Here is a 26,499-nt window from a genome sequence, read left to right as displayed (position 1 = left end):
TTGCTAATGGCGATTGCATACAAAGGCGCGCAAGAAGTGCAGGCACCATACTTTCGCATAGATTCTACCACTACCAAAGCTACGATGATCATCGGTGGAGTGTGGGACTTCCGCGCCCCTAAGCATGCACTCATTGCCCTAAGACGCGCGCTAAAATCTAAGCATTTTTCCATAGCGCGCATTGTCTTTGAACAAGATGCGCAAATCGACTTAGCCTTTGGGGTTTTTTTAAAGACACATTTGCATAAATCCCTAGAAATCCAAGCAAGTGAGCATATATGCGTCGTGCTTGATCAATGCCTAGTGAGTACGATGCCTCCTGCACCCAAGCGATACTTGTTTCGCGCACTACTTGCTTCGCTTGGCAAGTGGGCTTATAGCTTTTATCAAAGCTTTTTAGACTTTTTAAACTTTGTGGGAATGAGCTTTTACTATCTAGCACTTTCTTTATGGAGACGCGATGTCCGCTTAACTCCCTTGCTCTATCATATCAATGAATCTGGCTTTAAAGCCCTGCCCGTGAGCTTACTTACCGCCCTTATTGTAGGCTTTGCCATAGCACTGCAAGGAGCAGTGCAGCTAGAGCTTATGGGTGCGCCGATGCTGAGTATTGAGATGTCAGCCAAGCTTTCTTTGCGTGAGATGGGTCCATTTATCCTAGCACTTGTCATCGCTGGGCGTAGCGCCTCAAGCTTTACTGCACAAATTGGAGCAATGCACCTAACTGATGAAATTGATGCGATGAAAACGATGAATTTCCACCCGATTGCATTTCTTGTGATTCCGAGGCTATTTGCACTCATTATCGTTATGCCACTTCTAGTGTTTTTAGCCGATGCGTTTAGCCTGCTAGGCGGTATGCTTGCTGTGTATATGCAGTTAGGGATTAATATGGGGACTTATATTGATCGCGTGTATGAGAGTGTGAGTTGGTCGCACTTTTTCATCGGACTTGTCAAAGCTCCATTTTTTGGCGCGGCAATTGCGCTTGTAGGGTGCTTCCGTGGATTTTGCATTAAGGAGAACACTCAAGAGCTAGGGCGCGTTACTACTATTAGCGTTGTTAATGCGCTCTTTTGGATCATCGCTATTAATGCGGCGTTTTCTTTCATCACCTCAAGGCTTGGGATATGAAATCGCTTATCCAAGTCCAAGATCTCTGCACCGCTTATGAAAATAGGCTCATCCACGATCATATTAGTTTTGATATTTATGAAGGTGAGATTTTTGGGATTCTAGGAGGTAGTGGTAGCGGGAAATCCACCCTACTTCGCTCAATGATCTTACTCAATCGCCCTAAAAGTGGCAGAATCCTAATCTTTGATGAAGATATTTGGCAGCTTAAAGACCCTAGCACACTGCTTACGCGCTGTGGCGTGCTCTTTCAGTTTGGCGCGCTTTTTAGTTCATTAAATGTGCTAGAAAATGTCGGTATACTCCTTGAAGAGTATAGCGCATATCCGCAATCAAGCATTACTGAAGTGGCAAAATACCTGCTTGATCGCGTGGGGCTTAGCCCCAAAGCCTACCATCTCTATCCACACGAGCTAAGTGGTGGCATGAAGAAGCGTGTAGGATTGGCACGAGCCCTAGCCCTAAACCCTAGAATCTTATTTTTAGATGAGCCTAGTAGCGGGCTTGACCCAGCTAGTGCACAGCAACTCGATGAGCTTATTTGCACACTTCGATTAGAATTTACAATGACAATTGTAATGATCACGCACGATTTAGATTCTATCAAGGATACAACCGATAGGTTTTTAATGCTAAAAGATGGGCAGATAGAATTTTTGGGCAATCTTAGCGAGCTTGCGCAAAATGCGCATACGCTAGATTCTAGTAATTTATTTTTCAGCAAACGAGGAGAGAGGCTATGGAGAGAAATGTAAATTATGTGCTCATAGGAGGAATGTTTTTTGTCATACTCATTGGGTTTATTGCGTTTATCTTGTGGTTTGGTAGAATCGGCCTTAACGAAGATAACTTTCGCACTTATACCATCACCACAAGCTATGATATATCTGGCATTACCGTAAAGACACCCATTAAATATAAGGGTATTACCATTGGGCATATTAAACACATAGGCTTTGACACCACCCAGCTAGGTATGGTCAAAATCACCCTACTTATCCAAAAATCAATCCCTATAGCTAAAGGCTCTAGCGTACTTATTGACTCTCAAGGACTAGCTGGGCTTAGCTACCTAGCTTTGCGCCAGAATCTAAAAGGCGAGATTATTACTAGCGATAGCGATGCGATTTTAACACTTGATCAAGGTTTTTTAGGCAAGCTTAGCAGTAAAGCAGACTCTGCACTAGAAGAAATACTAGGTGTACTTGATAGCGCAGACAAACTCCTTAGCGAGAAAAATGTAGCACATATTAGCAACACACTTGCTTCCCTTGATAGATTCTCTACTCAGCTTCCAGTCCTAAGCCAAAATCTAAACCATATGCTTCATCAAATCAACAAACAACTAGGTGAGGAGCAAGGTAGCGTGCTAAGTTTGGCAAGCTCGACACTCTACCAGACACAAAAATCTCTCCAGCATATCGATATATTCCTGCAAAAAACTACCAATTTGCTTAATAAATTTGACCGCGATCCCTATTCTACTATTTTTGGAGCCAGCAAATGAGAAGCTTAATGATTCAAGATCTTACTCGCAATCCACGCCAAAGTCTCTTCGCTTTTGTCAAGACTCTAGTAACCCTTGGTGTCAGTGTGGCTGCTATAATCGCATTTAGTGGCTGTGTGAATCTCAAAATCTCCACGCCAAAGCAACGCTACTATACTCTAGAATCTAGCACGACTATACAATCACGCATAAAATCAGAACGCAAACACCAGTGTGTAACTGCCACCACAACCACACTGCGTCTAGAGATTGAAGCTCCCACATACATAGATACCCAGCAGATTTTGCTACATACCACTTCTAGTGAACTTACACCGCTACCAGATACAAAGCTACTAGGCTTGCCAACAGAGCTGATGACCCAAGCACTTCAAGCACGCGCAGCGAAAAAATGCGCGCTACTAAGCCCACTTGCCACTACACCGATGACTTTGCGTGTGAGTCTGCGCGATATGGGGATCATCGAAGATGAGAAAGTCGCATTCGTCACTATAAATTATATATTCTTCCTTGGGCAAGAAATCCAACAGGGCGATACATTTACTATCATAAGTGATGTTGTCCATGAAGGGCTGGTGTGGAATACGCATGGACAAATTCTGGCACTGCAACGCGCATTTGACTACGCACTAGATGAGATTATCCGCTATATGGAACTAGATATCATAAATTACAAACCCAAAAAATAATGTATAACTAGCAACCCAAGCACGAAAGGATCTTCTTGCAAAACGACAAATCACTTATAGATTTCTCACCAGAATCTAATGTAGCCTCTCCCCTAGAATCCAGCACCCCCCAAGCCCACTTGTCTGCTCAATCACCAGCACTCCCCAAAAAACCACGCCTCAATACCAAGCTATTGCGCAGAATCTTTGTCGCCGCCTCTATCCGCAGGTGGAATGACCAAGCTTGTCCAGTGGAGTTTGTCGAGCTTGATAAGCAGGCGCACAAAATGGTCATCGCCTATTTGTTCGCTAAGTATGAGGAGATTGATGGGCGCGAGATTGATTGGGAGCGACTTATAGAGTATTTTTGCTTTGATTTTTTTGAGCGTGTGGTGCTTACAGATATTAAACCACCCGTTTTCCACGAGTTGCAAAAGCTACATAGAAAAGAGCTTGCGAGCTTTGTTACAAGAGAGCTTAGGGGCGATCTTTGTGAGTATGAGTTTTTCTCATCACTAGATCACTACTTCAAGCACCCGCCCCACAATATTGAGAAGCAAATCCTCCAAGCTGCTCACTACTATGCTTCAAAATGGGAGTTTGATATTATCCACCATTTCAATCCAACAATGTTTGATGTAGGTAATATCAAAGCCATCATTGACAAAGAAGTAGAAAAGCATTACAACTTGCAAGGTATGAAGCAAGTCGTGCTTTTTAAGCAATTTAGCGAAATTATCACAATGTTTGGGCAGCTTCGATTCCAAAAGCGGTGGAGTCAAACCCCACGCGTTCCAGCAACCTCTGTGCTAGGACATACACTTGTGGTAGCACTTTGTGGCTATCTTTTAAGTCTTGATATGCCCTCTTGCAAACAAATGCGTATCAACCACTTCCTAGGTGGTCTTTTCCACGATTTGCCAGAGATTTTGACACGCGATATTATCTCTCCTATCAAAACCTCCATAGCAGGGCTAGATGAGCAAATCAAGCAAATTGAAGTGCGCGCAGTAGAAGAAAAGATTCTAGCCCATCTCCCAGAATCTATCTGTGCTGATATTGTGTATTTCACACAAAATGAATTTGCCAATCGATATAGGATCGAGGATTTCACACATTATACGAAAGATTCTAACGAGCTTTTTGCGCGCTACAATAGCGATGAATACAATCCTGTATGTGGAGAGTTTTTGAAGGTCTGCGATCATCTAAGTGCGTTTTTAGAAGCGAGAATCTCCATCGCACACGGCATTTCTAGCCATGACCTAATCCAAGGTGCGCGAGGGATTTTAGATAAACGCAAAGATACACAAATATGCGGACTTGATCTAGGAGCATTGTTTAGAGATTTTGTATAATATGGACTAGTTTTTGCTTGTCTCTTAGAGTAAATTAGGACTAAGGTAGCATAATGGACAAAATACATTTTCAAAGCGATTCTCACATACTACAAGTAGCTCGGGTATTTTTTACGCTTTTTATCCTAGCTAATGTGCTAGTGCTAGGGAGTGGCTGCTCGCTGTTTGAATATATCCAGCGCAAAGCCACACAAGGCAACATTAACGGCGATGATTGGTATGTGCAAAAAATCGTGATTGACAACAAAGAGACTTTCTACGCCCCCCAAGTCCTAGCGGCTAATGCCAAGCAGAATCTAGCAAAGCAAGAGCAAGATGACTTACCGCAAAAGGCTCTAAAAGCAAAAGAAACCACGGAAGCGTTAAATAATCTCTCCCAAGCACAGCTTGATGCTATGGCTTTAATCTATGACAAATCCCGCTTAAACGAGATTGCGCAAATTGATGAGGTCGCTACACTTAATTTCGATACGACACAAGGTAGAATCTCTGGGCAAAGTGGCTGCGGGTCATATTTCTCAAGCTATATATGGAGCGATAAGGAGCATATCGAGCTATCAAATGGTGGCTCTACACGCAAGCTTTGCTCACCTAGTGAGATTGTGCGCTTTGAGTTTCGCTTTATCCGTGAACTAGAAGGGAGCTTTAAAGTAGTCCAAAAATCTAGAGACTACCTAGTCCTAGAGGGTAAAGAAATGACAATTTATCTCTATCGCAACACTAGCTCCTAGGTATGGACAATGCTACACCCCCTAGTATGTTTAGGACTTGCTTGCTCCCTAGCCTTAGCAAATTCTGCGCCTAAAATCTTTACAAAATGTATCGCTTGCCACGGCGAAGATGGGCAGAAAATCGCCCCCGGGGCAAGAGGTGGCACGAGCATAGCAGGACTAAGCAAGCAAAAGCTCATCGCCGATCTTAAAGGCTATCGGGCGCAATTTGCCGATAATGGTGGGGCTAAAAGCATTATGTATATCCAAGCTCAGAATCTAAGCGATACAGACATAAAAGAGCTAGCAGAGTATATCTCAAGCCTGCCCAAAGCCAAATAGCCATAAAAGCTACCTTTGTGTATAATGCCCCACTTTCTACCTAAAGGCTCTATATGGCATATATCCGCCTTGACTCTCAAGCATTTTTCCACAATCTTACGGCAATCACCAATGAACTCTCCAAAGCCACCTACCCCACCACCCCCAATCTCGCACTAGTGCTAAAAGATAATGCCTATGGACACGGACTTAAACAAATGGCTCATCTAGCCAAAGAAGCTAACATAGAATCTGTATTTGTCAAAAACTATGAAGAAGCTATAAGCATAGCCCAGCACTTTCGTATAATCACCGCGCTCTATGGTGAGATCCCGCCAAATGCACCGAGCAATATCTGGGCATCCATCCCCTCTTTACAAGCTCTTCAATCTTGTATCACCGAGCATAAAAACGCTCACCAAACGCGCAATATTGAGCTAAAAATCGACATTGGAATGCATCGCAATGGCATTACTATCAATGAGCTAGATTCTGCTCTAGCACAGCTTGAAAATGCGGAGCATATTAGGCTTGCTGGGGTATTTGGACACAATGGTTATGGAGATAATGATAATGAAAACTTCTTTACATCAGTGCAAGCTTTTAGGGAGGTTAAAGATAAGGTGTGCAAATGGTGCGAAGTGCGCAATGATCCTATACCTAGATTCCACTCCCTTAGCACTAGCGGTGCCCTACGCCTATGCTTACATAATGCCAATGTCAATGATCTAGGCGATTTGGTGCGCATAGGCATTGGTGCGTACGGGTATCACACAAGCGAGCTTACTCTACCTATCTCGCTTGTTCCAGTAGCAAGTCTCTATGCACAAAAAATCTCTAGCCTATATCTTAAAAAGGGTGACAAGATCGGCTATGGAGGTGTAAGTGTCGTGCAAGAAAATGGAGTTTTTAGCACCTATGATGTAGGCTATGGTGATGGGCTGTTGCGAGTAGATTCTAGGCAGAATCTCACTTGCGCAAGTGGAGAAAAAATCCTACCTGTAATGTCTATGGACTGTTTCTCCTGCCAAAGCGAGAAAGAAGAAATTTGTGTATTTAGCGATGTAAGTGAGTGGGCTAAAGAGTTTGGCGCGATTCCCTATATGATCCTAACACACCTATCCCCTACCTTAAAGCGCGTGGTAGTGTGATGTATTTCGCCTATGCACACGCACCTATTGAGTGCTATTTCGCGCATAGTGCTAGAGACTTTGTCGTGCAAGAGCTCCCGCTATATGACTTTAGCGGGAGTGGCGAGCATAGAATCTTAAAGGTGAGGAAAAAAAATCTAACAACCTTTGAGCTTATTGGTATTATCGCTAAGTATTTTAACCTCCCTGCAAAATCCATAGGCTACGCCGGTTTAAAGGATAAGCACGCCACCACCACACAATACCTATCAATCCCAGCAAAGAATGCGCAAGACTTCCACGCCCGCTTTAACTCCATAGCTAAAGAGTATGATATAAAGCTACTTGATAGCACACTACATAGCAACAAGCTTCGCCTAGGACATTTGAAAGGGAATCGCTTTTTTATGCGACTAAAAAAGCTTACCCCAGCCAATGCCAAAAAGCTAGAATCTACTTTCATACACATTGCTCAAAATGGCTTCCCCAATTTTTTTGGATTCCAGCGATTTGGCATAAATGGGGACAATTATTTGCTCGGGCGTGCGCTCAATATGCAACACTCAGCAAAATCCACTATAACAATCTATGAAGCTCCCTATCTTGCGCTACTCACAGAGCTTGTCCCAGAGCTTTTCTACTCTCCTAGCACAAGCACAAAGCAAAAGCGCGCAATGCGAGAGTTTTTCATCTCAAGCTACCAGAGTTTTTTGTTTAATGGCTGGCTTAGGGCTAGGATATGCTTAAGTGCGTGGGTAAGGGATTCTAGCGTAAAAGATCTGCAAGAATTCGCACGCCACTATGCCACAAAACCTAGCAAGCTAGAATCCTCATTTTGCCTTGAGCGTGCGCAAGATGCTTGCGCTACCACGCTTTGTGCGCGATTTTTACAATCTCTCCCTAAAGCCGCGCTAGAATCCTTACACAAGCAGTCTCAAGCTTTCACGCTCCTAGATGGCGATCTATGCTGCCACTATCCCCACGGCAAGCTTTTTACACTAGATATTCCTACAAGAGCGGAATGCGAAAGATTTTTTCACCAAGGCTTTTCCCCCACAGGTGCGCTAAGTGGGCAGAATCTAAAATATGCGCATAATCTTGCAAGACAGCTAGAGAGAAACTTCATAAGCCCCATTCTCGCACCTAGCTCTAGGCGATATGCGTGGGTGTGGGCAAGTGATGTGGAGTATATCTACAAGCCCCAGGTAGCCCAAGCAGAACTACACTTTAGCCTGCCAAGTGGCGCGTATGCCACAAGCTTTTTAGAGCAGATACTAAAGCAACACCTAAAATCTCAATCCCCCACCCAAAGCAAATGATAAACTGCCCAATAACACGATACAATACCGCCCAATCAACCCTACAACTAAGGAGAACACGATGAACTTTCAAGCGATTGTGCAAAAAAACTCGCTAAAGACTTATGCTGTGCTACTTTGTTATGTGGCTATCTTCTTATTTATAGGGCTTTTGGTCGATATTGTGCGCATTAATGCCCAAAGTCTTGAGCGTGGATTCTACCTGCTTCTAAGCCTGCAAGAATTCCCACTTATTACCTGTCTCACAAGTCTTGTAGCTGTGGTCATTATTTGGTATAGCATTTCGCGCTTTGATGCTATTATGCTCTCTGGTGATGAGTATGAAGAGCTCTCACAGGGAGTGCCATTAGAGCCTTTGCAGGCGCGTGTGCGCAATGCACTTGATGATGTACTGCGCAGATCTTCTAGCCCCATTTCCCCTAGGCTTTATCTTATCCACGCACCCTATATGAATGCCTTTGCTAGTGGCTGGAGTGAGCCAAACTCTCTTATAGCCATTACCAAAGCTCTAGCCCTTAGCCTAGATGATCAAGAACTAAAAGCTGTGCTAGCCCATGAGCTAAGCCATATACGGCACGGCGATGTGCGGCTTACTATGTGTGTGGGAATTTTGAGCAATATCTTGCTACTTGTGTGCAATAGCGCGGTGTGGATGTTCCTAGGGAACAATCGCAATGAAGGCGCACAAAAAGCTAAGACAATCTTACTTGTGTTGCAATTTGTCCTACCAATTCTTACACTTTGGCTACAAATGTTCCTTAGTCGCAGTAGAGAATATATGGCAGATGCAGGCAGCGCCTATCTTATGAATAATCCAAATCCACTCATTAGCGCACTACAAAAAATTGAAGCTAGCTACAAGCGCAACGACTTCTCCCAGCTTGACACCAATCCAACCCGCCAAGCTGCCTATATCTTTAGCATAGGCGAAGCCTTTAGCACACACCCAAGCATACAAAACCGCATACAATCACTACGGGGACGATGATGAGTGATAAATCCTTAACTCAAGTGGAGCTAGAGTTTCACGCATTTTGTACGCGCATAGGCGAAAATCCTACGCGTGCAGGCTTACGCAACACCCCCAAACGCCTACAAGAACTAGAATCCACTTTATACAGCGGCTATACCACAAGCCCAAAAGATGCGCTTGGCACGCTATTTGATAATGACAATATGGATCAAATGGTGTTAGTCAAAGATATAGTGTTTTACTCAATGTGTGAGCATCATCTCCTACCATTCTTTGGACATATTCATATCGGCTATGTGCCTAAGGATACACTTGCGGGGCTTAGTGGAATTGTACGCTTGATAGAAGTCTTTGCTAGACGATTGCAAATCCAAGAGAATCTAACCAACCAAATCGCTGATGAGCTCTCTTATCTCCTTGAACCAAAGGGCGTTATGGTTGTGTGTGAAGCGCAGCATTTATGTATGAGTATGCGTAGTAGCAATGCCAGCCCCCTGATCAAAACAAGTGCTTTGCGCGGGCTTTTCCGCAGTGATCCTAAAACGCGCGCAGAATTTTTGGAGCTTTTATCCTAAAGATCTTAAGGACTACTATGGAGCTAGAATCCACTTTCCATAATGCAAGGATCTTAATGCGCTGGGGGGCGATTGGTATGCCCATTTGTGTGTTACTTGCATTTATTGCAGTAGCTGATTTTGAAATGTTGCTATTTGTCTCTCTTGCAGGCTATGTATGTGCGTTGCTTTGTTATATGAGTGGGGCTTATCTATTCTCCAAGGCTACAAGCTCTTCACTATTCCTGCTTAATTGCGCGCGATTTTTTCTCCTACTTGTGTTTATCGCTGTGCTTGAGACATTAGCGGAGAGCTTTAATGATGATATATTTGGTTTAATTGTTATCTGCCTTAGTTGCGCGATTTTTAGCGTGGTATTTATACTTATAGAGCGTAGGGCAGCTTTAGAACTCTTTGCCAAAACGGGGGTGAGATATTTTGTGCTAGGCTTTAGGGTTAGGCTGTTTTTTATGCTTATGCTAGTTGGGGTTTGTCTAGCTTTGGCATTTAGCATAGGAGCTGGGGTCGAGCTACAATCACCAATTGCTATGCTAAATAGCGCGCGCTTTTTGCAGCAAAACCCACTTGTGCTAGTGTATTGCACCATAGTTCTTAGTATGCTTGTCTCCTTATTTGTTTCATCACTGCTCTATATTATGGCATATTGGAAGATTCGCACATATAGTGGAGTAGAAAGTAGTGGATGTAAGGGGCTTTGTGGATGCAAATAAGCCACAATATCGCGCTAGAATCTTTCCATAGTGCATTACTATGCTGGTATCACTCTTATGGGCGCAAAAATCTTCCTTGGCGGAATTTCGCGCGCGATGGTAGCTATGCATATCCTATTTACATCAGTGAGATAATGCTCCAGCAAACGCAACTCTCACGCGTGCTAGAATCCTACTACTTCCCATTTCTCGCACGCTTCCCCACCCTATCAACCCTAGCAAAATCTAGCGAGCAAGAAGTACTACACTTATGGCAGGGGCTTGGGTACTACTCGCGTGCTAGGAATCTGCACGCGTGCGCTAAGATTTGTGTGAAACAGCATAATGCCAAGCTACCTGATGATCTACGCGCTTTGCAGGCGCTGCCGGGGATTGGAGCTTATACTGCAGGGGCGATTATGTGCTTTGGTTTTGGGAGAGTGGCGCACTTTGCCGATAGCAATATCACGCGCGTTTTGCAACGACTTGTTGCCACCAAATCTCTTAGTCAAAAATGGATTCTAGCTCTAGCTAAGTCTTTACTCCCACAAAGTCATCAGGTCTTTGACTACCACCAAGCCCTAATTGATCTAGGCGCGCTAGTTTGCACCACTACTCCTAAGTGCGCTAGCTGCCCTATTACCAACCATTGCACCAGTGCGTTTAAACCTATACCCCCCAAGTCAAAGGCTAGCAAACTCCCCCTAACTCTCCACCTAGCCATTTGCAAAAATCTAGATTCTATCGCACTATGCCAATCACAAGAGCATCTCTATAAAGGGCTCTATAATCTCCCTATAATCGCCAAAGATACTCAATCACAAAGTCCATTACCCACGCATCGCCTACTAGGATCTTTTACACACGCTTATACCAAATACGCCATTACTACCTATGTATATGAAGTCCCTAGTGCGTGCTTACCTACCACACTCTTGCCTAATATGCAGTGGTGTCCTATCCACAATCTTCCACCTATATCCAACCTTACCAAAAAGGCATTGCGCTATTTTTAAGGCGACTAATATAAAAATCTTAGGTAAAATGCCTAAAGCCTTGAGCTAGAATCTAGTGTAAGGAGTCGCTATGCCCAAGCAGCACGCCAGCCTAAAACGAGATCCGCACTTTGGTCTTATTATAGAGCCAAATACGCTTATCACTTCAAAAACAGATTTAAAAGGTGTGATCACCTACTGCAATCGCGACTTTCTAGCATATAGTGGATATAGTGAAGAAGAGCTTATCGGCAAGCCACATAATATTATCCGTCATAAGGATATGCCTGCTTGCGTATTTAAGCTACTTTGGGACTATATACAAAGTGGGCGCGAGATTTTTGCATTTGTAAAAAACTTGACCAAACACAAAGAGCATTATTGGGTCTTTACCAATGTTACACCCTCATTTGATAACCTAGGCAATATCATTGGCTACTACTCCGTGCGTCGCGCGCCAAATCTCGCTGTGGTACCTACACTTGAAACTCTCTATAAAGACTTGCGCGCACTAGAATCTAAAGGGAGCTATGAGCAAAGTCTAAAAACCTTGCAAGAGTTTGTCAAAACACAAAACAAATCCTACAACCACATCATCTGCGATTTACAAAAGCTCGATAGCTAGAACCTAATGCAAGCGATAAAAAAGCGTTTTGGCATTATTGGCGTGGGTGGCTATATCGCGCCAAGGCATTTACGCGCAATCTATGAGAATGGTGGCGAGCTTGTAGGTGCGCTTGATAAGCACGACTGCGTGGGTGTGCTTGATCGCTACTTCCCCAATGCAGAGTTTTTCACTAATGAAGCGGAGTTTGTCGAGTATATGCGCGCAAATCCGCTGGACTTTCTTAGTATTTGCACGCCTAATTTTTTGCATTGCGCTCACATCACTCTAGCCTTACAAAATGGTGCAAGTGCGATTTGCGAAAAGCCATTAGTTTTAGAATCTAAAGAGCTTAGTGTATTAGAGAAGCTAGAATCTAGCGCGCAAAAGTTGGATTCTAGCTTCTCTTTACACAAACCACGCGTTTATGGGATCTTGCAATTGCGCTTGCACCAGCAAATACAAACCCTAAAAGCACAGGTCGAAGATGAGCTTATACATAATCCTAAGCATATTTACAAGCTTACTTTACGCTACATTAGTGCTAGGGGGAAGTGGTATCACAAATCGTGGAAGGGCAATATGCAAAAAAGCGGCGGGATCATCTGCAATATCGGAGTGCATTTGTTTGATATGCTAGCATTTGTATTTGGCGATTTTATAGGCAATGAGCTTACTCACTATGAAGCAAACCGCGCAAGTGGAGTGGCGTACTTTGCACACGCGCAAGTGGAGTGGCTACTCTCTATATGCGCAAACGATCTAGCGCACTCTAGCTACAATCAAGCCCTAAGGATTTTAGAAGAAGACCCGCGTGCTCGTCCTAGTGCTCGTCCTGCTTTGCACATAGATTTTTCACAAGGCTTTGAAGATCTCCATACCGCAAGTTATACGGGGATCTTACAAGGCGAAGGTTTTACCCTTAGCGCGCAAAAACAAGCTATTACTATAATAGAATCTATCACTAAGCAAGCTTTATCGTAGTGCTAAAGTCATAAGATATTTTATTTTTGGTGCTTTTGTGGGGATTCTAGACTTTAGGTGCATTTTCAACTTTGCATAAGCTACATTCCCATACAATCCACAGTTTCAAGCCTGACCCCTTATCCTAAGGATATCAATGCTTAAAAATATTGTGCGTTTTTATGTGCAAGGCTTTGCAAATATGACGCTTGGCAAGACATTGTGGAAGATTATTTTTATCAAGCTTTTGGTGATTTTTATCGTGCTTAAATACTTCATCTATGGCGATTCTATCCGCGATATTGGTGGAGCAAAAGAGCGTAGCGAGTATGTCTTAGGCAACCTTACCAAAGATTCAAACGCACTAGAAACACAGGCAGTGCCTACGCTAGAATCTCACACCCTAAAGTAACAAGGAGCGACAAGTGGAGCATGTTGATTGGAGTAGAGCGCAGTTTGGTTTGACTGCAATTTATCATTTTTTGTTTGTGCCTTTGACCTTGGGACTTAGCTTTATCGTAGCGATTATGGAGAGCATTTATCTAAAAACCAAAGATGAGCGATGGAAGACTATCACAAAGTTTTGGCTAACACTTTTTGGGATAAATTTTGCCATTGGGGTAGCTACGGGCATTATTATGGAGTTTGAGTTTGGCACAAATTGGGCAAATTATAGCTGGTTTGTTGGTGATATTTTTGGCGCACCTTTGGCAGTTGAGGGCATTGTGGCATTTTTCCTAGAAGCGACATTCTTTGCGGTGATGTTTTTTGGCTGGGACAAAGTCTCTCCGCGCTTCCACTTACTCTCTACTTGGCTTGTAGCTATTGGGAGCAACTTAAGTGCGTTTTGGATTCTAGTGGCAAATGGCTGGATGCAGTATCCAATAGGCACGATGTTTAACCCAGCCACTGCCAGAAATGAGATGACAAGCTTCCTAGAAATCGCTCTCTCTCCTGTGGCAGTGCCAAAATTTTTACATACCATTGCTAGCGGCTATGTGATTTCCGCGCTTTTTGTGATGGGGATTAGTGCTTGGTATTTACTAAAAGGCAGACATATCATTATGGCAAAGCGTAGCCTTGTCGTGGGGGCAAGCTTTGGGCTACTCACTTCGGTATTTTTGTTCTTTAGTGGTGATGAAAGTGCTTATCAAGTTACACAAAAGCAGCCTATGAAGCTTGCGGCAATGGAGGGGATTTATGATGGTGAGCATAGGGCTGGACTTGTGGCATTTGGAATCTTAAACCCAAAGAAAAAGCCTGGTGATAGCGAGCCGACATTTTTGTTTGACTTCACTATCCCCTACGCACTCTCAATCCTGGGACAGAGAGACAAGCAGGGCTTTATCCCAGGGATCAATGACCTGCTCTTTGGCAATGAGAAAAAAGGCGTTATAAGTATGGATTCTAGGATGGAAAGTGGGAAAAAGGCTGTGCAAGCTCTAAGCGACTTTAATGCCGCTATGGATAGTGCGCAGCAAATCTTGCAAGAGAATATGCACAATTTTGGCTATGGCTATCTAGAATCTAAAGAACAAGCTGTACCGCCTGTGGCTATAACCTTTTATAGCTTCCATATTATGGTAGCTCTTGGTAGCTTGTTTTTCTTGCTTTTTATTATCGTGCTCTACTTATGTATGGCAAATAACATTACAAACTTTAGAAAAATTTTATGGCTATGTGTGATTGCTGTGCCATTTGGCTACATTGCCGCAGAAGCTGGCTGGATTGTAGCAGAAGTGGGGAGACAGCCTTGGGCGATTCAAGATCTAATGCCTGTGCATATTGCTGCGACAAATCTCGCATATACAAATGTGCAAATCTCTTTCTTTATCTTCTTAACCCTTTTCACTCTACTTTTATGTGCGGAGCTTGGGATTATGGCAAAGCAGATTAGAAAAGGCTTCCACACGCACACAACAAGCCAGAAGGAGTAGGCGATGTTTTTTGGACTTGATTTAGCGCAATTGCAGGTGTATTGGTGGGTGGTTGTAAGTCTGCTTGGCGGGCTTTTGGTGTTTATGTTTTTTGTGCAAGGTGGGCAGGGACTTATAGATAAGCTTGCTAAAACGGAGGAGGAAAAGTCTTTACTCATAAATGTGCTTGGGCGTAAATGGGAGCTTGGATTTACAACCTTGGTGTTATTTGGCGGAGCGTGCTTCGCGGCATTTCCACTTTTTTATAGCACAAGCTTTGGTGGGGCATATTGGGTATGGATAGCTATTTTACTCTGCTTTATTATCCAAGCTGTAAGCTATGAATATCGCAAAAAAGATGGGAATCTACTAGGGGCTAAAACTTATGAGTTGTTTTTGAAGATTAATGGGCTTTTAGGAGTGCTTCTAACAGGCATAGCAGTTAGCACATTTTTTGCTGGGAGTGCATTCACGCTTGATGAGATGAGGTTTGTGCACTGGGAGCATAATTTACGAGGATTAGAGCAGCTGGGAAATCCTTTTAACTATCTTCTAGGTTTTGCGCTGGTATTTCTAAGCAGAATGCTAGCAGATAGCTACTTCATCAATATGCTGGATTCTAGCGCCATTGTGCAAAGGGCGAAAAAGGATCTTCTGTTAAATACCACGCTGTTTTTGCCATTTTTCTTAGGCTTCTTGATGTGGATTGGTGTAAAAGATGGGTTCTATGTCGATGAGAATGGTGTAGTAAGTATGCAAGCATATTTGTATCTCTCCACATTTTTGCAAACGCCCTACCTGCTTGTTTTGCTACTTATAGGCGTGGCACTTGTGTTAGCTGGAATCTATCTTAGCCTTGTTGGCAAAAAAGGCATATTTGCTTTGGGGATTGGAGCAGTGTGCACTGTTATGGCAGTGTTGCTAAATGTAGGGCTTGGAGATAGTGCTTTCTACCCATCAAGCGCAGATTTGCAAAGCTCCCTTACCATAACTAACGCAAGCTCAAGCTACTATACACTAAGCGTGATGGGCTATGTGAGCTTGCTTGTGCCATTTGTGCTAGGCTATATCGTGTATGTGTGGCGATGTATGGATAGCAAGAAGTTTAGCCCAAATGATTTAGATGAGCATTCTTATTAAGGAGATTTTATGCTATACACGCTATTTTTGATTCTACTTTGGCCCATTGTGATATTTCTATGCTATAAATTTATCTGTTTAAATATCTCGGAGTTACACAGGCGAGAGTTAGAATCTAACCCTGAAAAGTAGATTCTAGCCTACACGCTTAGATAGATCGCACAAAGTGTCGCTACTACACCTAGCCCAAGCACACTAAAGCTTATAGCTCTATCACGCTTACAAAAGGAGGTAACAATCAAACCCGAGAGATAAAAAAGCAAAAGCGATGTGCCAAAGCCTATGGCTAGAAAATCAAAAACAGAAAGCTTGACTCCCCCTAATTCAAACTTACTCCCACTAGATTTATGCATAAGTAGCAAAACCCCATACCAGCTTCTCTCCACTACCCTAAATGTAGGCTTCCCATCTTTACCTTTACTAATTGTCGCGCTATATACAACATTGCCAATGCTTGGATTACCCTTGATAAACTTCACTTCTGTATTTGGTGGGACTCTTAGATTATGTGTCTTTAGCAGTTCAAGTAGCACTGCTTGCTCTTTGCCTTGCTCAGGAGTAGAATCTAAAGGCAGCTCAAAGATCCTAGCCCCTGCATCTTGCCGCAAATCAAAGATATACCCAACACCTGTAATCGCATAAATCAACGCAAGTGGGAGAAAAAACAAGCTTAAATATGTATGGACTTTCATCCAAGTCTTTTTGCTAAAAGTAGTATTTTTCATAACTATTTCGCCTCCTTGACTATGTTGCGCGATTATAAGTTACAGAGATAAAGCCATTGTGAAGTTAGCTGTGTAAATATGAGAGCAGTGCTTCAAGCACGCACTCATCATCAGCACTTGTTGCTTTGATTGTGTGCTTCTCTAAGGACTCTAGGGTGATTTGGATATTTTGCCCAAAATGCGAGATTGATTTAATGTGCTTGTGGTTAGCTAGAATCTTAATGATAATAAGCTGGATAAAAGCCTGACTCAATGTATCTAGCGCACCGAAGCGATCGCGGATCTCTGCTTCTATATCAATGACTTCTCGCACTTCTTTAGCAAGCGACAATCGACGATAAAGCTCCAAGCGCAAAGAATCGCTAGTGATTAAATCAGGGCTCAAATACGCACTAATATTTAACCGCAATTCAACGCTATGCTCCATCAAGACTGGCTGATTGCTCAAAGTAGCAAGTGCATCTTCTAAGAGCTTAAGATACAAGCTAAAGCCGATATTTTTAATATGCCCACTTTGCGATTCGCCAATAAGATTCCCACCTCCTCTAATCTCTAAATCGTGGTAGGCAATGCTAGCCCCTGATCCTAGGTAAGAGTTTCGCTCCAACGCAAGCAACCTTTTGCTTGCATCTTCTGTGATGCTCTCCATTGACTCAATCAAAAAGTAGCAAAGTCCCTCTTTATCCCCTCGCCCCACGCGCCCTCTTAACTGATGCAAATCCGCTAATCCAAAGCGATCCGCCCCATCAACAATGATAGTATTGGCATTGGGGAGATGGATACCTGATTCAATAATAGCAGTGCAAAGTAGAATCTGGTGCTTTCCACACGCAAACTCATACATAATCTGCTCAATCTCACTAGCACTTATACGCGAGTGTAACATAACGATAGATAGCGTGGGAAAAAGCTTGTGTAAATGCGCATAAATCGCAGGCATAGAAGCGATATTGTTGTATAGATAAAACACCTGCCCACCACGGCGTAGCTCACGCTGAATAATCTCTTGCAATAAGGCATCGTTTTTATGCTTGATGAAAGTGCGCGGATCTTTGCGTGAAGTGGGTGGAGTTTCTAGGCGACTCATACCCTTGATGTGTGAGAGCACCATATTAAGGGTGCGTGGGATTGGCGTAGCAGACATACTTAGGATATGGACATTTGTGCTTAGCTGCTTTAAGCTCTCCTTTTGCTTCACGCCAAACTTATGCTCCTCATCAACCACAATAAGCCCTAGCCTAGCAAACTCCACACCAAAAAGACTATGTGTGCCAACCACCACATCAAGCGCACCACTTTTTAAACACTCTAAAGTCGCGCGCTTTTCTTTAGCGCTGCTAAAACGATCATACTTGCCAACCTGTATGCCAAAGGGAGCAAAGCGTTTAGACAGTGTGGCAAAATGCTGCGCACTAAGGAGCGTTGTAGGGACGATGAGCGCGCACTGATAACCACTTTTGCACACAGCATAGATTGCATTCATCGCCACTTCTGTCTTGCCAAAACCTACATCGCCACTTAGTAGCCTATCCATCACGCGTCCACTTGCAAGATCGCTAAAAATGGATTCTATAGAAGCTGCTTGATCTGGCGTTAAAGCAAAGCCTGCCGTGTGCTTGAAGACTTCTAAATCTGGGCTTTTTGTATCAATCACCACACCTTGCAAAAGATTACGCGTAGCTGCAAGCTTGATAATAGAATCCGCTATGGCAAAGAGCTTTTCCCTAGCCTTTTGCTTAAGCCTTACAAAGCTTCCTTTCCCAAGTCGATCAATCACGGGAATAGAGCCATTTGCTGCAATGTAGCGATCAATTGTATGGAGATTCTCCACTGGGAGCAGGAGCTTATCTTCATCAAAATATTGAATATGGATAAAATCACGCGTAACGCCCAAGATAGTGTTTTGCATGATACCTTTGAAAATCCCTATGCCATACTCACTATGCACGACATACTCGCCGATATTTAGCTCATTAAGCGCAAATTTTGGGCGTTTGGGACGCTTTTGCGCTTGAGGGATATTAGATTCTAGGCTAATGATTAACTCATCAGGTGTGCTAATATGCACAACCGCACTAGATTCTACAATACTACTAGAATCCACTACACTCGCATTTAGAGCCACCAGCTCGCTTCTACTGCGCACCACAAATGTCCTGCGCTTACCTGCGTGGTGAGCTAGCAACTTATCAAGCTTATCTAAGTAAAAGTCTATATCCACATAGGATTCTATCTCTTCTAGCACCATAGGCATTTGCGGTGAATTTTGCTTAGATTCTGCAATATGCACAAGCACTTGCGCCCAAAACCCCACTGCGCTAGAATCCGCATCACTTTTATCACATTTATCGCTAATGCCTAGTGAGCCAATCTCACCAAGCTCTAGCACTGCGGTTTTAGTAAGCATTGTTGGATAGTGCGCTGGGAGTAGCCATCTATGTGGTAAGTACCATATCCCGATAGAGAGCATATCCTTGCTCATTACATCACAATCACTCATCTCCACAGCTTCGCACAAGCTCTCATACTCATCTTGCTCTAGGCTAAAGAGTGCTGGTGCTATATCAAGCACACTTTGACTTGTCGACTCTTTAAGCTGTGTCTCTATGCTAAAAATACTAATCCCCTCGCACTCATCGCCAAAAAAGCTAATGCGATAAGGCTTGTCAAGAGGTGGGTAAATATCAACAATATCACCACGGAAGCTTACTTCACCTTCCATTTCTATCATCTCCACGCTCTCATACCCATAGCGTATCAATGTGTCTTTAAGTATTTGAAGTTGATAATCTTTCCCCACTTCAAGTCTAAGACTCTGGCAGTATTTATGTGATGGTAGTGGATAGAGAAGCGAGCAAAGTGGTGCTATTAAAATGGTGTTTTCATCAGTGTAAAAAGTGCGAATCTGGGCTAGATTCTCCACAAGCTCGACAAAAAAGCTACGCACATCATCGCCTGCGTGCAGGCGTGTTTCTTTACATAAAAGTGGTTTTTTTAAGGAAACCTGCACACTATAAGCATAGAGCGCGACTTGATAGGCTTTTAGCGCCTCTTCATAATCTCTGCATACAATAATCCGTGCAGATAGTCCTTCTAAAAAGGCTCTATAGAGATTTGCCTGAAGCATTCTTTGACGCTAGTGGAGCTTGCCCTTTAATTTTGCTTTCCCCTATAAATACACCTTTTTTCTCAATCACAAGCTCTGTGGAAGTAATCACTCCCTCAAATCTTCCGAGCGAAGCAATCTCCACACTATCACTCTCAGTGGAGCCTTGAAGCTTACCGCTTATAATAAGCTTATTTGCATATACTTCACCATTGACAAAGCCACTTTTGCCAATCATCACCGTGCTTTTTGAGCGGATACTTCCCTCAAGCTCACCATCAATATGTAGGTGGCAGTCAGTGTCAATCTCACCTTTAATCTTTGTACCTTGTGCGATAATGGTTGCAGCTCCGGACTTCTGCCCTAATCCATTAGGTTGTTTATCGTCGCTAGTAAAGATTGCCATGCGATACTCCTTTCTTTTGTAAAAATTGAATCAAAGTTTTTCATATCCCACCTAGCAAAGTTCATAGGATCAATAGGCTTTTCTAAAAAGCGTACCTCATAGTGCAAGTGCGGACCTGTGCTAACGCCAGAGTTCCCAGTCCTTGCTATGAGCTGCCCCTTTTTCACAAACGAGCCCACTTTGACCAATACTTCGTTAAGGTGAGCATAATAAGTCTTAAAGCCAAACGAATGGGTAATTTTCACCAATTTTCCATATCCACCATTCCAGCCAGAATCCGCCCAATCCACCACACCATCAGCAGTGGCATACACGGGCGTACCAATTTTAGCTCCAAAATCTGTACCTGTATGCTGGCGCACAACACGTAACACAGGATGAAATCTCGTACCATAAGGATCAGTCATACTTGTAAAATACTCTAAAGGATAACCATTAGGGATAAACTTCATAAAAAACGCTTTTTGCACACCTGTAATACTTGCTATATCCACGCGATCAACTAAATTTTCATTGGGCATATTATTGACACCAATGACATTTTCAAGGTTATCAATCTTATCGCTTGCTATGGAGATTTCTTGCAGGCGTTGATTGATCTCATCATTTAAAATCGCATTGCCAAGTAACATTGTTTCATTCCGCTCTTCAATAAGGGAGGTCTTTGCATTGATATCTGCGATTTCTGATCGAAACACCCCAATAGCCACCGCGATAAAAAACACCACACTAAGGAAAAAGAGTAGCATATATAAGGTAATTTGACGAAAAATCATACTCACATTGACAAACTTACTTCCATTTTTATGGGTGATCATCAACACAAGGCGTTGGTCAAATATCATAAAGACTCTTTTTTTAGTTTCTTGCTAGAGCTTACGCGTAATGTTTGAAGCTTGGCAATGTCTTCAATCGCCCATACAAGATTCTTCCAATCAATGCCATCTTCTTTTTGAAAAATCGCATCAAAATTGTCAAAATTCCAGCTGGCATAGGTGGCAGGATTAAGCGAATTACCCAAGAAGCCCACTTCATAATACAACCTCTCTCCATTAGAGCGACCACTATCGCCGCTATACCCTATAATCTGCCCCTTTTGCACAAAATCGCCCTTATTAATCGTCAGCGTATCAAGGTGAGCATAGACTGATGAGAATCCAAAGGAATGCGTAAGCTTAATCACATTGCCAAGCCCTGTTTTGCCATTATTTTGCACAAGCACAACCACACCATCAGCAGTGGCATACACAGGTGTACTCTTTGGCACGATGTAGTCCATAGCTCCATCAACTCCGTTCACATTGCGCAACGGGTGCAAACGCTCTGCAGTAAGATGCTTGCTTGTGAAGTTCTTCAACGGATCACCATTGGGAATAAGACTTAACAATAACAACTTATGTGTATTGCTAATGCTTTGCAAATCGACCTTTGTGATTTGGGGTTGCTGTGTAATATTACGCTTAATACTTACAATATCTTCTAACTTATCGATTTTAGAATTTACCACTTCTAGCTCATCTGTGCGCTCTCTAATGGCACTTCTAAGTAGGGCGTTTTTTTGATAGATAGAGTGGTATTGCGCGATAGCATTGCTCTTTTGCTTAGCAATATCATTGACTTGATGCATAAGGAAATACATCGCAACAAAGCTTAGTGAAAATAGCCCAGCCACCACAAACACACCGATTATAGCAAGCTTGGTAACATTCCTAGGGAGAGAAAACTGCCTAGATCCCTTCTCATCGACAATTGAGACAACTAGTCTATCTTCTTGCATTCCACATCTCCAAAAAAGCTTCTACTACACTAAATGACCCAAACACTACATATTCTTTATCATCCCTGACTGAAGAGCGACTAAGCACAAACTCTTTATAGCCAATCCCAAGCCCGGTGCAAATAGCCACTAATTCATCTCTAGGCATAGCCCTACTATGTATGATAGGACAAATTAACAACTGATCAATATTGGGTTTTAAAATAGTCAATATCTCACATACATCCTTTTGACAGAATGTATTATACACAAGATTTACGCGTTTATTGCCAAGAATTTGCACCATTGCGCGCGCGCACTCGGCGTTGTGCCCCACATCAACCATAATATTTGGAGCGATTTTTTGCGCTCTAGCTGGCAAGTCAAATCTAGGCATATTTGCTACATCATCGATACCCAAAGCCCTAAGCACATGCAGTGCCACAACAAAATTCTCCTGTAAAAATAGCGCGAAATCTCGCACATAAGTAGCTATATCTGGGAATTTTAGGCTAGATTCTATCTCGCCCTTAGTGATTGTTATAAGTGTAGAATCTAGCTTTTTAGCGATAGCTTTAGCGATAGGTTCTACTTCTTTATAAGCTTGTGGAGCTAAAATCGCGTGCTTGCTCATAGCCTTTAGCTTTGTCGTAGCAATAGATTCTATACTCTCTCCTAGCAGTTCCATATGGTCATAAGAAATGGGCGTAAAAACACTTAGCTCCACAAGCTCTCTTAGCACACTTGTGGAGTCAAACTCCCCCCCAAGCCCAGCCTCACACACAAAATACTCACACTCTTGTGCTAGCACCAAAGCAAGCAAGGTGGCATACTCAAAATAGCTCGCCTGCTTTGTGCAAGTATAGCCTTGTAGAATCTGGTGTGCCGCTTCTAGCTCTGTATCGCTCACTATGCGCCCATTTTTATAAAACCGCTCATTAAAGCAGTGCAAATGCGGAGAGCTGAAATGCAACACGCTATGTCCTTGCCCCAAAAGCCCTAACGCAATAAATCGCCCTGTGCTACCCTTACCATTTGTTCCTAGAATATGGATAATATGAGAAGAAAACTTAAAACTAGCGCGCAAGGTAGCAAAGATTCTAGGCATGCGCTCTTTATCAAACTCCGCATACTCCGCACCTTTAGATTCTAGGCAAGCACGCAAGGAAGTGCTAAATCCCAGCCTAGAATCTACACTACTACCACTCTCTCTCACTTTTGCCCCTCAAAGGAAATTTGAGCAACAAACTGATCTACTGTTTGTGTGAAAGCCTGATTGATTGCGTAGTAGCGGTTGTTGTAAGTGGTAAGTGGATTGTCTAGCGAGACATTGTAGTCGTAGTATCCACTGCTATTGAACATCCTTCTTGTGCCTTTTTTATTATCGTAGGTGTAGGTTACATACGCACTTACACGATAATAAGTCGTAAATGCACTACTGCTAAGAGCGAATGTCGTATCTGCAATTTTATCAATCTCAACAATGATAATACTATCAGCATCTTCCTTACTAGAAACACGCGTTTGAAAGCGTGCGATAATGATTTTGTTCATAAGATCTTTAAGCTCGACAGAGTTTTCTGGGTTGGGGAGATTGACCTTTAGCTCCACATAGAAACGCTCCCCTAAAGCTTTTTGCGCAAAAGTAGCTGATGGAACATAGCCACAGCCTGCAAAAGCAAGCATTGTAACTACTAGAGCGATAAGTCTGCCCACTCACACCACCACAAAATTTACAAGCTTATTTGGTACAAAGACTTCTTTAGTAATTCTTGCATCAAGCAACCATTTTTCTATGGATTTTTTTGCTTGGTTAATGACTTGTTGCTTATCTTGGCTTGCTTGCACACTAATTTCTGCCCGCTTTTTGCCATTAATCGTAACAGCATAAACACACTCATCGCTAGCAAACACACTAGAATCCACTTCTATCTCACCAAAATTCGCTAGCCCAAAAAGCTCTTCACTAAGCTCCCAGCAAATATGGGGGATAATAGGCTCTAAGATAGAGAGCAAGATGAAATACCCCTCTGTCCAAATGTCTGGATTTTCTTGCGCATTTAATGCATTAAATGCTTCCATACAAGCGGCAATGAGCGTATTGAAGTTGTAGTTATTCTGCCTTTTGGTGAAGACCTCTTGACTCTTTCGCAAGGCTTCATAGACTTTCTTGCGCGCTATTTTTTGTGCAGAATCTAGCCCACTTCCATCAATGTGCGGAAGTGATTTTGTGGAATAAGCTTTTTGCGCGCGTTCATACAAGCGACGGATAAAGCGGTTTGCCCCCTCCACACCATTATCATTCCACTCAAGCTCCTTGATAGGCGGAGCAGCAAACAAGATAAACAAACGCGCAGTATCTGCCCCATACGCGTGCAAAATATCTTTAGGATTAACAACATTGCCTTTAGATTTTGCCATTTTCGCGCCATCTTTTAGCACCATTCCTTGTGTAAGCAAATGTGCAAAAGGCTCATTGAAGCAACAGTAGCCCAAATCCCGCAAAACTTTGGTAAAAAATCGCGCATAAAGTAAATGTAAGATCGCGTGCTCAATCCCACCGATGTATTCATCAACTTGTAACCAATACGATACACTAGCTTTATCAATCGCACAATGCTCCCACTTACTGCGCTGTGTAGCATAGCGCAAGAAATACCAGCTAGATTCTATAAAAGTATCCATTGTGTCACTCTCTCGCCTAGCTTGCTTGCCACATTTAGGGCAGATGGCTTGCATAAAGTCAGCGTGGCTAGCAAGTGGATTTCCCTCTCCGGTGATTACTACATTATCTGGGAGAGTTATAGGGAGATTCTCTCTCTTTTCTGGCACTGCCCCACAGCTCTCACAATGCACAATAGGGATAGGCGCACCCCAATACCGCTGCCTAGACACTCCCCAATCGCGTAAGCGATAATTTACCACACCAGAGCCAAGACCATTTCTCTCAAAATACTTAATTACAGCCTGCCTAGCTTCATCACCAATAAGCCCCTTAAACGCACCAGAATCTAGCATCGCTCCATCATCACTACAAGGCAATGGATTTTGTGTCTGTAACGCTTGCTTAATAGGCAAGTCATACGCCGTAGCAAAGGCGAAATCCCTTTCATCGTGTGCTGGCACACCCATCACCGCCCCAGAACCATAATCCATAAGCACAAAATTTGCCACCCATATAGGTAGCAAATCTCCTGTGATAGGGTGGATAGCTTTAATCCCTAAATCCACACCTTGCTTTTGCGCACTTGCGCGATCTCGCGCGCTTGTATTTCGCATAGCAACAATATGCTCTTGCTGCTGCACACTTAAATAATCAAACATCGCCTTTGCTAAAGGATGTTCTGGAGCAATGGCACAATAAGTAACACCAAATATCGTATCTGGGCGTGTGGTAAATATCTCTAAGCTTTCTATCCCACTATGCTCCTTGGCGCTAGATTCTAGGGAAAATCTACACTGCAAGCCATAGGATTTGCCAATCCAATTTTTCTGCATAAGTAGTACTTGTGGCGACCATTTCCCCTCCAAGGTCTGCAAGTCTTCAAGTAGCTCCTCTGCATAATCGGTGATTTTAATGTAGTATTGCTCCATTTCTTTTTGCACAACTTGCGTATCGCATCGCCAGCATTTGCCATCAATGACTTGCTCATTTGCAAGCACGGTTAAATCCTTAGGACACCAATTTAGCAGGGATTTTTTGCGGTAGATTAGACCTCTATCCCACATTTGGATAAAGAACTCTTGCTCCCACTTTGTATAAATAGGATCGCAAGTGGCTAAATCCTGTTGCGCTGAAAATGAGAGTCCAAGAGTGCGAAACTCCTTGCGCATAGCATCCATATTGTCATAAGTCCAAGACTTTGGGTGGAGTTTGTGCTTGATGGCAGCATTTTCTGCTGGCATACCAAAAGCATCAAAACCTATTGGGTGCAGAACATTAAAGCCACGATTGCGATAGTACCTTGCTAGCGCGTCGCCTATACAATAGTTACGCACATGCCCCATATGGATCGCCCCACTTGGATAGGGAAACATACTTAGGATATATTTTTTAGGTTTTGTAGAGTCCCACTCTGGCTCAAATACTCCCACTTGCTCCCAATGCTCTTGCCATTTTTTCTCTATTATCCTTGGGTTATAACTACGCATACACTATCCTAGAAATCTGCATCCTGCTTTTGCGCACTCTCGATGAGAATCAAAATAAGCGAGAAAACATTTGCCATAAGTGCACCAAGCACAAATACATAGGCTAGCTTTTCATTATGGAAGACTTGTAGCACGCCAAAGGCTGGCAGCAAGTGTAAATCTGCGACGATTGAACTAGCAAACAACTCCGATGAAAGCCTTTTGCGCACGCCGATTTTTAAAGTTGTAGCGATGAGATTAAGCGCAATAGCCATAAACAAAATCGTAATATCTGGTGCATACAAAAACCCTGCCGTGGAAGTCGCACTACTTAGTGTAAAAAAAATGAAAATAACCTTACCCCAATCCATAC

Annotated in this window: 28 protein-coding genes; 19 read left to right on the top strand and 9 right to left on the bottom strand. The window is 43.0% G+C overall.

Features of this window, described 5'->3' with window-relative positions:
* The first annotated feature begins 6 nt into the window (after window positions 1-6).
* The 19 genes from IKB69_RS08575 (at window position 7) to IKB69_RS08485 (ending at window position 16,134) form a co-directional block, all read left to right on the top strand.
* The gene (locus IKB69_RS08575; protein ID WP_290948368.1) at window positions 7-1,134 is read left to right on the top strand and encodes an MlaE family lipid ABC transporter permease subunit; all 1,128 of its coding nucleotides are present in this window, start codon (window positions 7-9) and stop codon (window positions 1,132-1,134) included.
* Window positions 1,131-1,889, top strand: coding sequence for an ATP-binding cassette domain-containing protein (locus IKB69_RS08570; RefSeq protein WP_290948366.1), 759 nt, complete (start codon window positions 1,131-1,133; stop codon window positions 1,887-1,889). Before IKB69_RS08575 ends, IKB69_RS08570 begins: the two co-directional genes overlap by 4 nt.
* Window positions 1,874-2,641 carry an MlaD family protein gene (locus IKB69_RS08565; protein WP_290948364.1) on the top strand — a complete coding sequence of 256 codons (768 nt, stop codon included), beginning with the start codon at window positions 1,874-1,876 and terminating at the stop codon, window positions 2,639-2,641. Before IKB69_RS08570 ends, IKB69_RS08565 begins: the two co-directional genes overlap by 16 nt.
* Window positions 2,638-3,330, top strand: a complete 693-nt coding sequence (locus IKB69_RS08560; RefSeq protein ID WP_290948362.1) for a hypothetical protein — start codon at window positions 2,638-2,640, stop codon at window positions 3,328-3,330. Before IKB69_RS08565 ends, IKB69_RS08560 begins: the two co-directional genes overlap by 4 nt.
* 119 nt (window positions 3,331-3,449) lie before the next feature.
* Complete coding sequence (locus tag IKB69_RS08555) at window positions 3,450-4,667, top strand: HD domain-containing protein (protein ID WP_290948515.1); 1,218 nt, start codon at window positions 3,450-3,452, stop codon at window positions 4,665-4,667.
* Window positions 4,668-4,720: 53 nt separating this feature from the next.
* On the top strand, window positions 4,721-5,398 hold the full coding sequence (locus IKB69_RS08550; protein ID WP_290948360.1) for an META domain-containing protein: 678 nt from the start codon (window positions 4,721-4,723) through the stop codon (window positions 5,396-5,398).
* A 9-nt stretch (window positions 5,399-5,407) separates the two neighbouring features.
* Window positions 5,408-5,719: a c-type cytochrome gene (locus tag IKB69_RS08545; protein WP_290948358.1), complete on the top strand. Its 312-nt coding sequence runs from the start codon at window positions 5,408-5,410 to the stop codon at window positions 5,717-5,719.
* Window positions 5,720-5,772: 53 nt separating this feature from the next.
* Entirely contained in the window at window positions 5,773-6,849 is a 1,077-nt protein-coding gene (locus IKB69_RS08540) for an alanine racemase (protein ID WP_290948356.1), read from the top strand.
* On the top strand, window positions 6,849-8,147 hold the full coding sequence (locus IKB69_RS08535) for a tRNA pseudouridine(13) synthase TruD (RefSeq protein WP_290948513.1): 1,299 nt from the start codon (window positions 6,849-6,851) through the stop codon (window positions 8,145-8,147). The genes IKB69_RS08540 and IKB69_RS08535 overlap by 1 nt, the downstream gene beginning before the upstream one ends.
* 61 nt (window positions 8,148-8,208) lie before the next feature.
* Entirely contained in the window at window positions 8,209-9,135 is a 927-nt protein-coding gene (gene htpX / locus IKB69_RS08530) for a zinc metalloprotease HtpX (protein WP_290948354.1), read from the top strand.
* Window positions 9,135-9,695 (top strand): GTP cyclohydrolase I FolE, encoded by a 561-nt coding sequence (folE, locus tag IKB69_RS08525; protein ID WP_290948511.1) that lies wholly within the window; start codon window positions 9,135-9,137, stop codon window positions 9,693-9,695. The genes htpX and folE overlap by 1 nt, the downstream gene beginning before the upstream one ends.
* A 17-nt stretch (window positions 9,696-9,712) precedes the next feature.
* Window positions 9,713-10,405: a hypothetical protein gene (locus tag IKB69_RS08520; RefSeq protein ID WP_290948352.1), complete on the top strand. Its 693-nt coding sequence runs from the start codon at window positions 9,713-9,715 to the stop codon at window positions 10,403-10,405.
* The gene (locus IKB69_RS08515) at window positions 10,396-11,400 is read left to right on the top strand and encodes an A/G-specific adenine glycosylase (protein WP_290948350.1); all 1,005 of its coding nucleotides are present in this window, start codon (window positions 10,396-10,398) and stop codon (window positions 11,398-11,400) included. Before IKB69_RS08520 ends, IKB69_RS08515 begins: the two co-directional genes overlap by 10 nt.
* 70 nt (window positions 11,401-11,470) lie before the next feature.
* On the top strand, window positions 11,471-12,004 hold the full coding sequence (locus IKB69_RS08510) for a PAS domain-containing protein (protein WP_290948348.1): 534 nt from the start codon (window positions 11,471-11,473) through the stop codon (window positions 12,002-12,004).
* A 6-nt stretch (window positions 12,005-12,010) separates the two neighbouring features.
* Complete coding sequence (locus tag IKB69_RS08505) at window positions 12,011-12,967, top strand: Gfo/Idh/MocA family oxidoreductase (RefSeq protein WP_290948346.1); 957 nt, start codon at window positions 12,011-12,013, stop codon at window positions 12,965-12,967.
* Window positions 12,968-13,103: 136 nt separating this feature from the next.
* On the top strand, window positions 13,104-13,358 hold the full coding sequence (locus IKB69_RS08500) for a DUF4492 domain-containing protein (RefSeq protein ID WP_290948344.1): 255 nt from the start codon (window positions 13,104-13,106) through the stop codon (window positions 13,356-13,358).
* A 13-nt stretch (window positions 13,359-13,371) separates the two neighbouring features.
* Entirely contained in the window at window positions 13,372-14,883 is a 1,512-nt protein-coding gene (locus tag IKB69_RS08495; RefSeq protein ID WP_290948342.1) for a cytochrome ubiquinol oxidase subunit I, read from the top strand.
* 3 nt (window positions 14,884-14,886) lie between these two features.
* Window positions 14,887-16,002, top strand: coding sequence for a cytochrome d ubiquinol oxidase subunit II (gene cydB, locus IKB69_RS08490; RefSeq protein WP_290948340.1), 1,116 nt, complete (start codon window positions 14,887-14,889; stop codon window positions 16,000-16,002).
* Window positions 16,003-16,011: 9 nt separating this feature from the next.
* Window positions 16,012-16,134, top strand: a complete 123-nt coding sequence (locus IKB69_RS08485) for a hypothetical protein (protein ID WP_290948338.1) — start codon at window positions 16,012-16,014, stop codon at window positions 16,132-16,134.
* Window positions 16,135-16,142: 8 nt separating this feature from the next.
* Here the strand turns inward: IKB69_RS08485 and IKB69_RS08480 are convergent, their stop codons facing one another.
* From IKB69_RS08480 to IKB69_RS08440, 9 genes are all read right to left on the bottom strand, one after another.
* Window positions 16,143-16,727 (bottom strand): hypothetical protein, encoded by a 585-nt coding sequence (locus IKB69_RS08480; protein WP_290948336.1) that lies wholly within the window; start codon window positions 16,725-16,727, stop codon window positions 16,143-16,145.
* Window positions 16,728-16,791: 64 nt separating this feature from the next.
* The gene (gene mfd, locus IKB69_RS08475; protein WP_290948334.1) at window positions 16,792-19,854 is read right to left on the bottom strand and encodes a transcription-repair coupling factor; all 3,063 of its coding nucleotides are present in this window, start codon (window positions 19,852-19,854) and stop codon (window positions 16,792-16,794) included.
* Window positions 19,832-20,239, bottom strand: a complete 408-nt coding sequence (locus IKB69_RS08470; protein ID WP_290948332.1) for a polymer-forming cytoskeletal protein — start codon at window positions 20,237-20,239, stop codon at window positions 19,832-19,834. Before IKB69_RS08470 ends, mfd begins: the two co-directional genes overlap by 23 nt.
* Window positions 20,197-21,084, bottom strand: coding sequence for a M23 family metallopeptidase (locus IKB69_RS08465; RefSeq protein WP_290948330.1), 888 nt, complete (start codon window positions 21,082-21,084; stop codon window positions 20,197-20,199). Before IKB69_RS08465 ends, IKB69_RS08470 begins: the two co-directional genes overlap by 43 nt.
* Window positions 21,081-22,016, bottom strand: coding sequence for a M23 family metallopeptidase (locus tag IKB69_RS08460; RefSeq protein WP_290948328.1), 936 nt, complete (start codon window positions 22,014-22,016; stop codon window positions 21,081-21,083). Before IKB69_RS08460 ends, IKB69_RS08465 begins: the two co-directional genes overlap by 4 nt.
* The gene (locus tag IKB69_RS08455) at window positions 22,003-23,211 is read right to left on the bottom strand and encodes a Mur ligase family protein (RefSeq protein ID WP_290948326.1); all 1,209 of its coding nucleotides are present in this window, start codon (window positions 23,209-23,211) and stop codon (window positions 22,003-22,005) included. Before IKB69_RS08455 ends, IKB69_RS08460 begins: the two co-directional genes overlap by 14 nt.
* Entirely contained in the window at window positions 23,208-23,681 is a 474-nt protein-coding gene (lptE, locus tag IKB69_RS08450) for an LPS assembly lipoprotein LptE (RefSeq protein WP_290948324.1), read from the bottom strand. The genes IKB69_RS08455 and lptE overlap by 4 nt, the downstream gene beginning before the upstream one ends.
* Before the next feature lie 30 nt (window positions 23,682-23,711).
* Window positions 23,712-26,147, bottom strand: coding sequence for a leucine--tRNA ligase (gene leuS, locus IKB69_RS08445; protein WP_290948322.1), 2,436 nt, complete (start codon window positions 26,145-26,147; stop codon window positions 23,712-23,714).
* An 8-nt stretch (window positions 26,148-26,155) separates the two neighbouring features.
* Window positions 26,156-26,497, bottom strand: coding sequence for a DUF6394 family protein (locus tag IKB69_RS08440; RefSeq protein ID WP_290948320.1), 342 nt, complete (start codon window positions 26,495-26,497; stop codon window positions 26,156-26,158).
* Window positions 26,498-26,499: the final 2 nt, after the last annotated feature.

The organism is Helicobacter sp. (assembly GCF_017502485.1).
Lineage (GTDB): Bacteria > Campylobacterota > Campylobacteria > Campylobacterales > Helicobacteraceae > Helicobacter_B.
The sequence above is the reverse complement of the archived record's forward strand: the minus strand, read 5'-3'. Positions and strand labels throughout refer to the sequence as shown.

Excerpts from the sequence above, each read along its gene's own strand:
- mfd (WP_290948334.1), bottom strand. The coding sequence starts at position 19,854 with ATGCTTCAGGCAAATCTCTATAGAGCCTTTTTAGAAGGACTATCTGCA.
- folE (WP_290948511.1), top strand. The coding sequence starts at position 9,135 with ATGAGTGATAAATCCTTAACTCAAGTGGAGCTAGAGTTTCACGCATTT.
- IKB69_RS08485 (WP_290948338.1), top strand. The coding sequence starts at position 16,012 with ATGCTATACACGCTATTTTTGATTCTACTTTGGCCCATTGTGATATTT.
- IKB69_RS08535 (WP_290948513.1), top strand. The coding sequence starts at position 6,849 with ATGTATTTCGCCTATGCACACGCACCTATTGAGTGCTATTTCGCGCAT.
- cydB (WP_290948340.1), top strand. The coding sequence starts at position 14,887 with ATGTTTTTTGGACTTGATTTAGCGCAATTGCAGGTGTATTGGTGGGTG.
- IKB69_RS08565 (WP_290948364.1), top strand. The coding sequence starts at position 1,874 with ATGGAGAGAAATGTAAATTATGTGCTCATAGGAGGAATGTTTTTTGTC.
- IKB69_RS08540 (WP_290948356.1), top strand. The coding sequence starts at position 5,773 with ATGGCATATATCCGCCTTGACTCTCAAGCATTTTTCCACAATCTTACG.
- IKB69_RS08510 (WP_290948348.1), top strand. The coding sequence starts at position 11,471 with ATGCCCAAGCAGCACGCCAGCCTAAAACGAGATCCGCACTTTGGTCTT.
- IKB69_RS08550 (WP_290948360.1), top strand. The coding sequence starts at position 4,721 with ATGGACAAAATACATTTTCAAAGCGATTCTCACATACTACAAGTAGCT.
- IKB69_RS08575 (WP_290948368.1), top strand. The coding sequence starts at position 7 with ATGGCGATTGCATACAAAGGCGCGCAAGAAGTGCAGGCACCATACTTT.
- IKB69_RS08480 (WP_290948336.1), bottom strand. The coding sequence starts at position 16,727 with ATGAAAAATACTACTTTTAGCAAAAAGACTTGGATGAAAGTCCATACA.
- IKB69_RS08465 (WP_290948330.1), bottom strand. The coding sequence starts at position 21,084 with ATGATATTTGACCAACGCCTTGTGTTGATGATCACCCATAAAAATGGA.
- IKB69_RS08515 (WP_290948350.1), top strand. The coding sequence starts at position 10,396 with ATGCAAATAAGCCACAATATCGCGCTAGAATCTTTCCATAGTGCATTA.
- IKB69_RS08460 (WP_290948328.1), bottom strand. The coding sequence starts at position 22,016 with ATGCAAGAAGATAGACTAGTTGTCTCAATTGTCGATGAGAAGGGATCT.
- leuS (WP_290948322.1), bottom strand. The coding sequence starts at position 26,147 with ATGCGTAGTTATAACCCAAGGATAATAGAGAAAAAATGGCAAGAGCAT.
- htpX (WP_290948354.1), top strand. The coding sequence starts at position 8,209 with ATGAACTTTCAAGCGATTGTGCAAAAAAACTCGCTAAAGACTTATGCT.
- IKB69_RS08545 (WP_290948358.1), top strand. The coding sequence starts at position 5,408 with ATGCTACACCCCCTAGTATGTTTAGGACTTGCTTGCTCCCTAGCCTTA.
- lptE (WP_290948324.1), bottom strand. The coding sequence starts at position 23,681 with ATGCTTGCTTTTGCAGGCTGTGGCTATGTTCCATCAGCTACTTTTGCG.
- IKB69_RS08500 (WP_290948344.1), top strand. The coding sequence starts at position 13,104 with ATGCTTAAAAATATTGTGCGTTTTTATGTGCAAGGCTTTGCAAATATG.
- IKB69_RS08470 (WP_290948332.1), bottom strand. The coding sequence starts at position 20,239 with ATGGCAATCTTTACTAGCGACGATAAACAACCTAATGGATTAGGGCAG.
- IKB69_RS08505 (WP_290948346.1), top strand. The coding sequence starts at position 12,011 with ATGCAAGCGATAAAAAAGCGTTTTGGCATTATTGGCGTGGGTGGCTAT.
- IKB69_RS08560 (WP_290948362.1), top strand. The coding sequence starts at position 2,638 with ATGAGAAGCTTAATGATTCAAGATCTTACTCGCAATCCACGCCAAAGT.
- IKB69_RS08520 (WP_290948352.1), top strand. The coding sequence starts at position 9,713 with ATGGAGCTAGAATCCACTTTCCATAATGCAAGGATCTTAATGCGCTGG.
- IKB69_RS08570 (WP_290948366.1), top strand. The coding sequence starts at position 1,131 with ATGAAATCGCTTATCCAAGTCCAAGATCTCTGCACCGCTTATGAAAAT.
- IKB69_RS08440 (WP_290948320.1), bottom strand. The coding sequence starts at position 26,497 with ATGGATTGGGGTAAGGTTATTTTCATTTTTTTTACACTAAGTAGTGCG.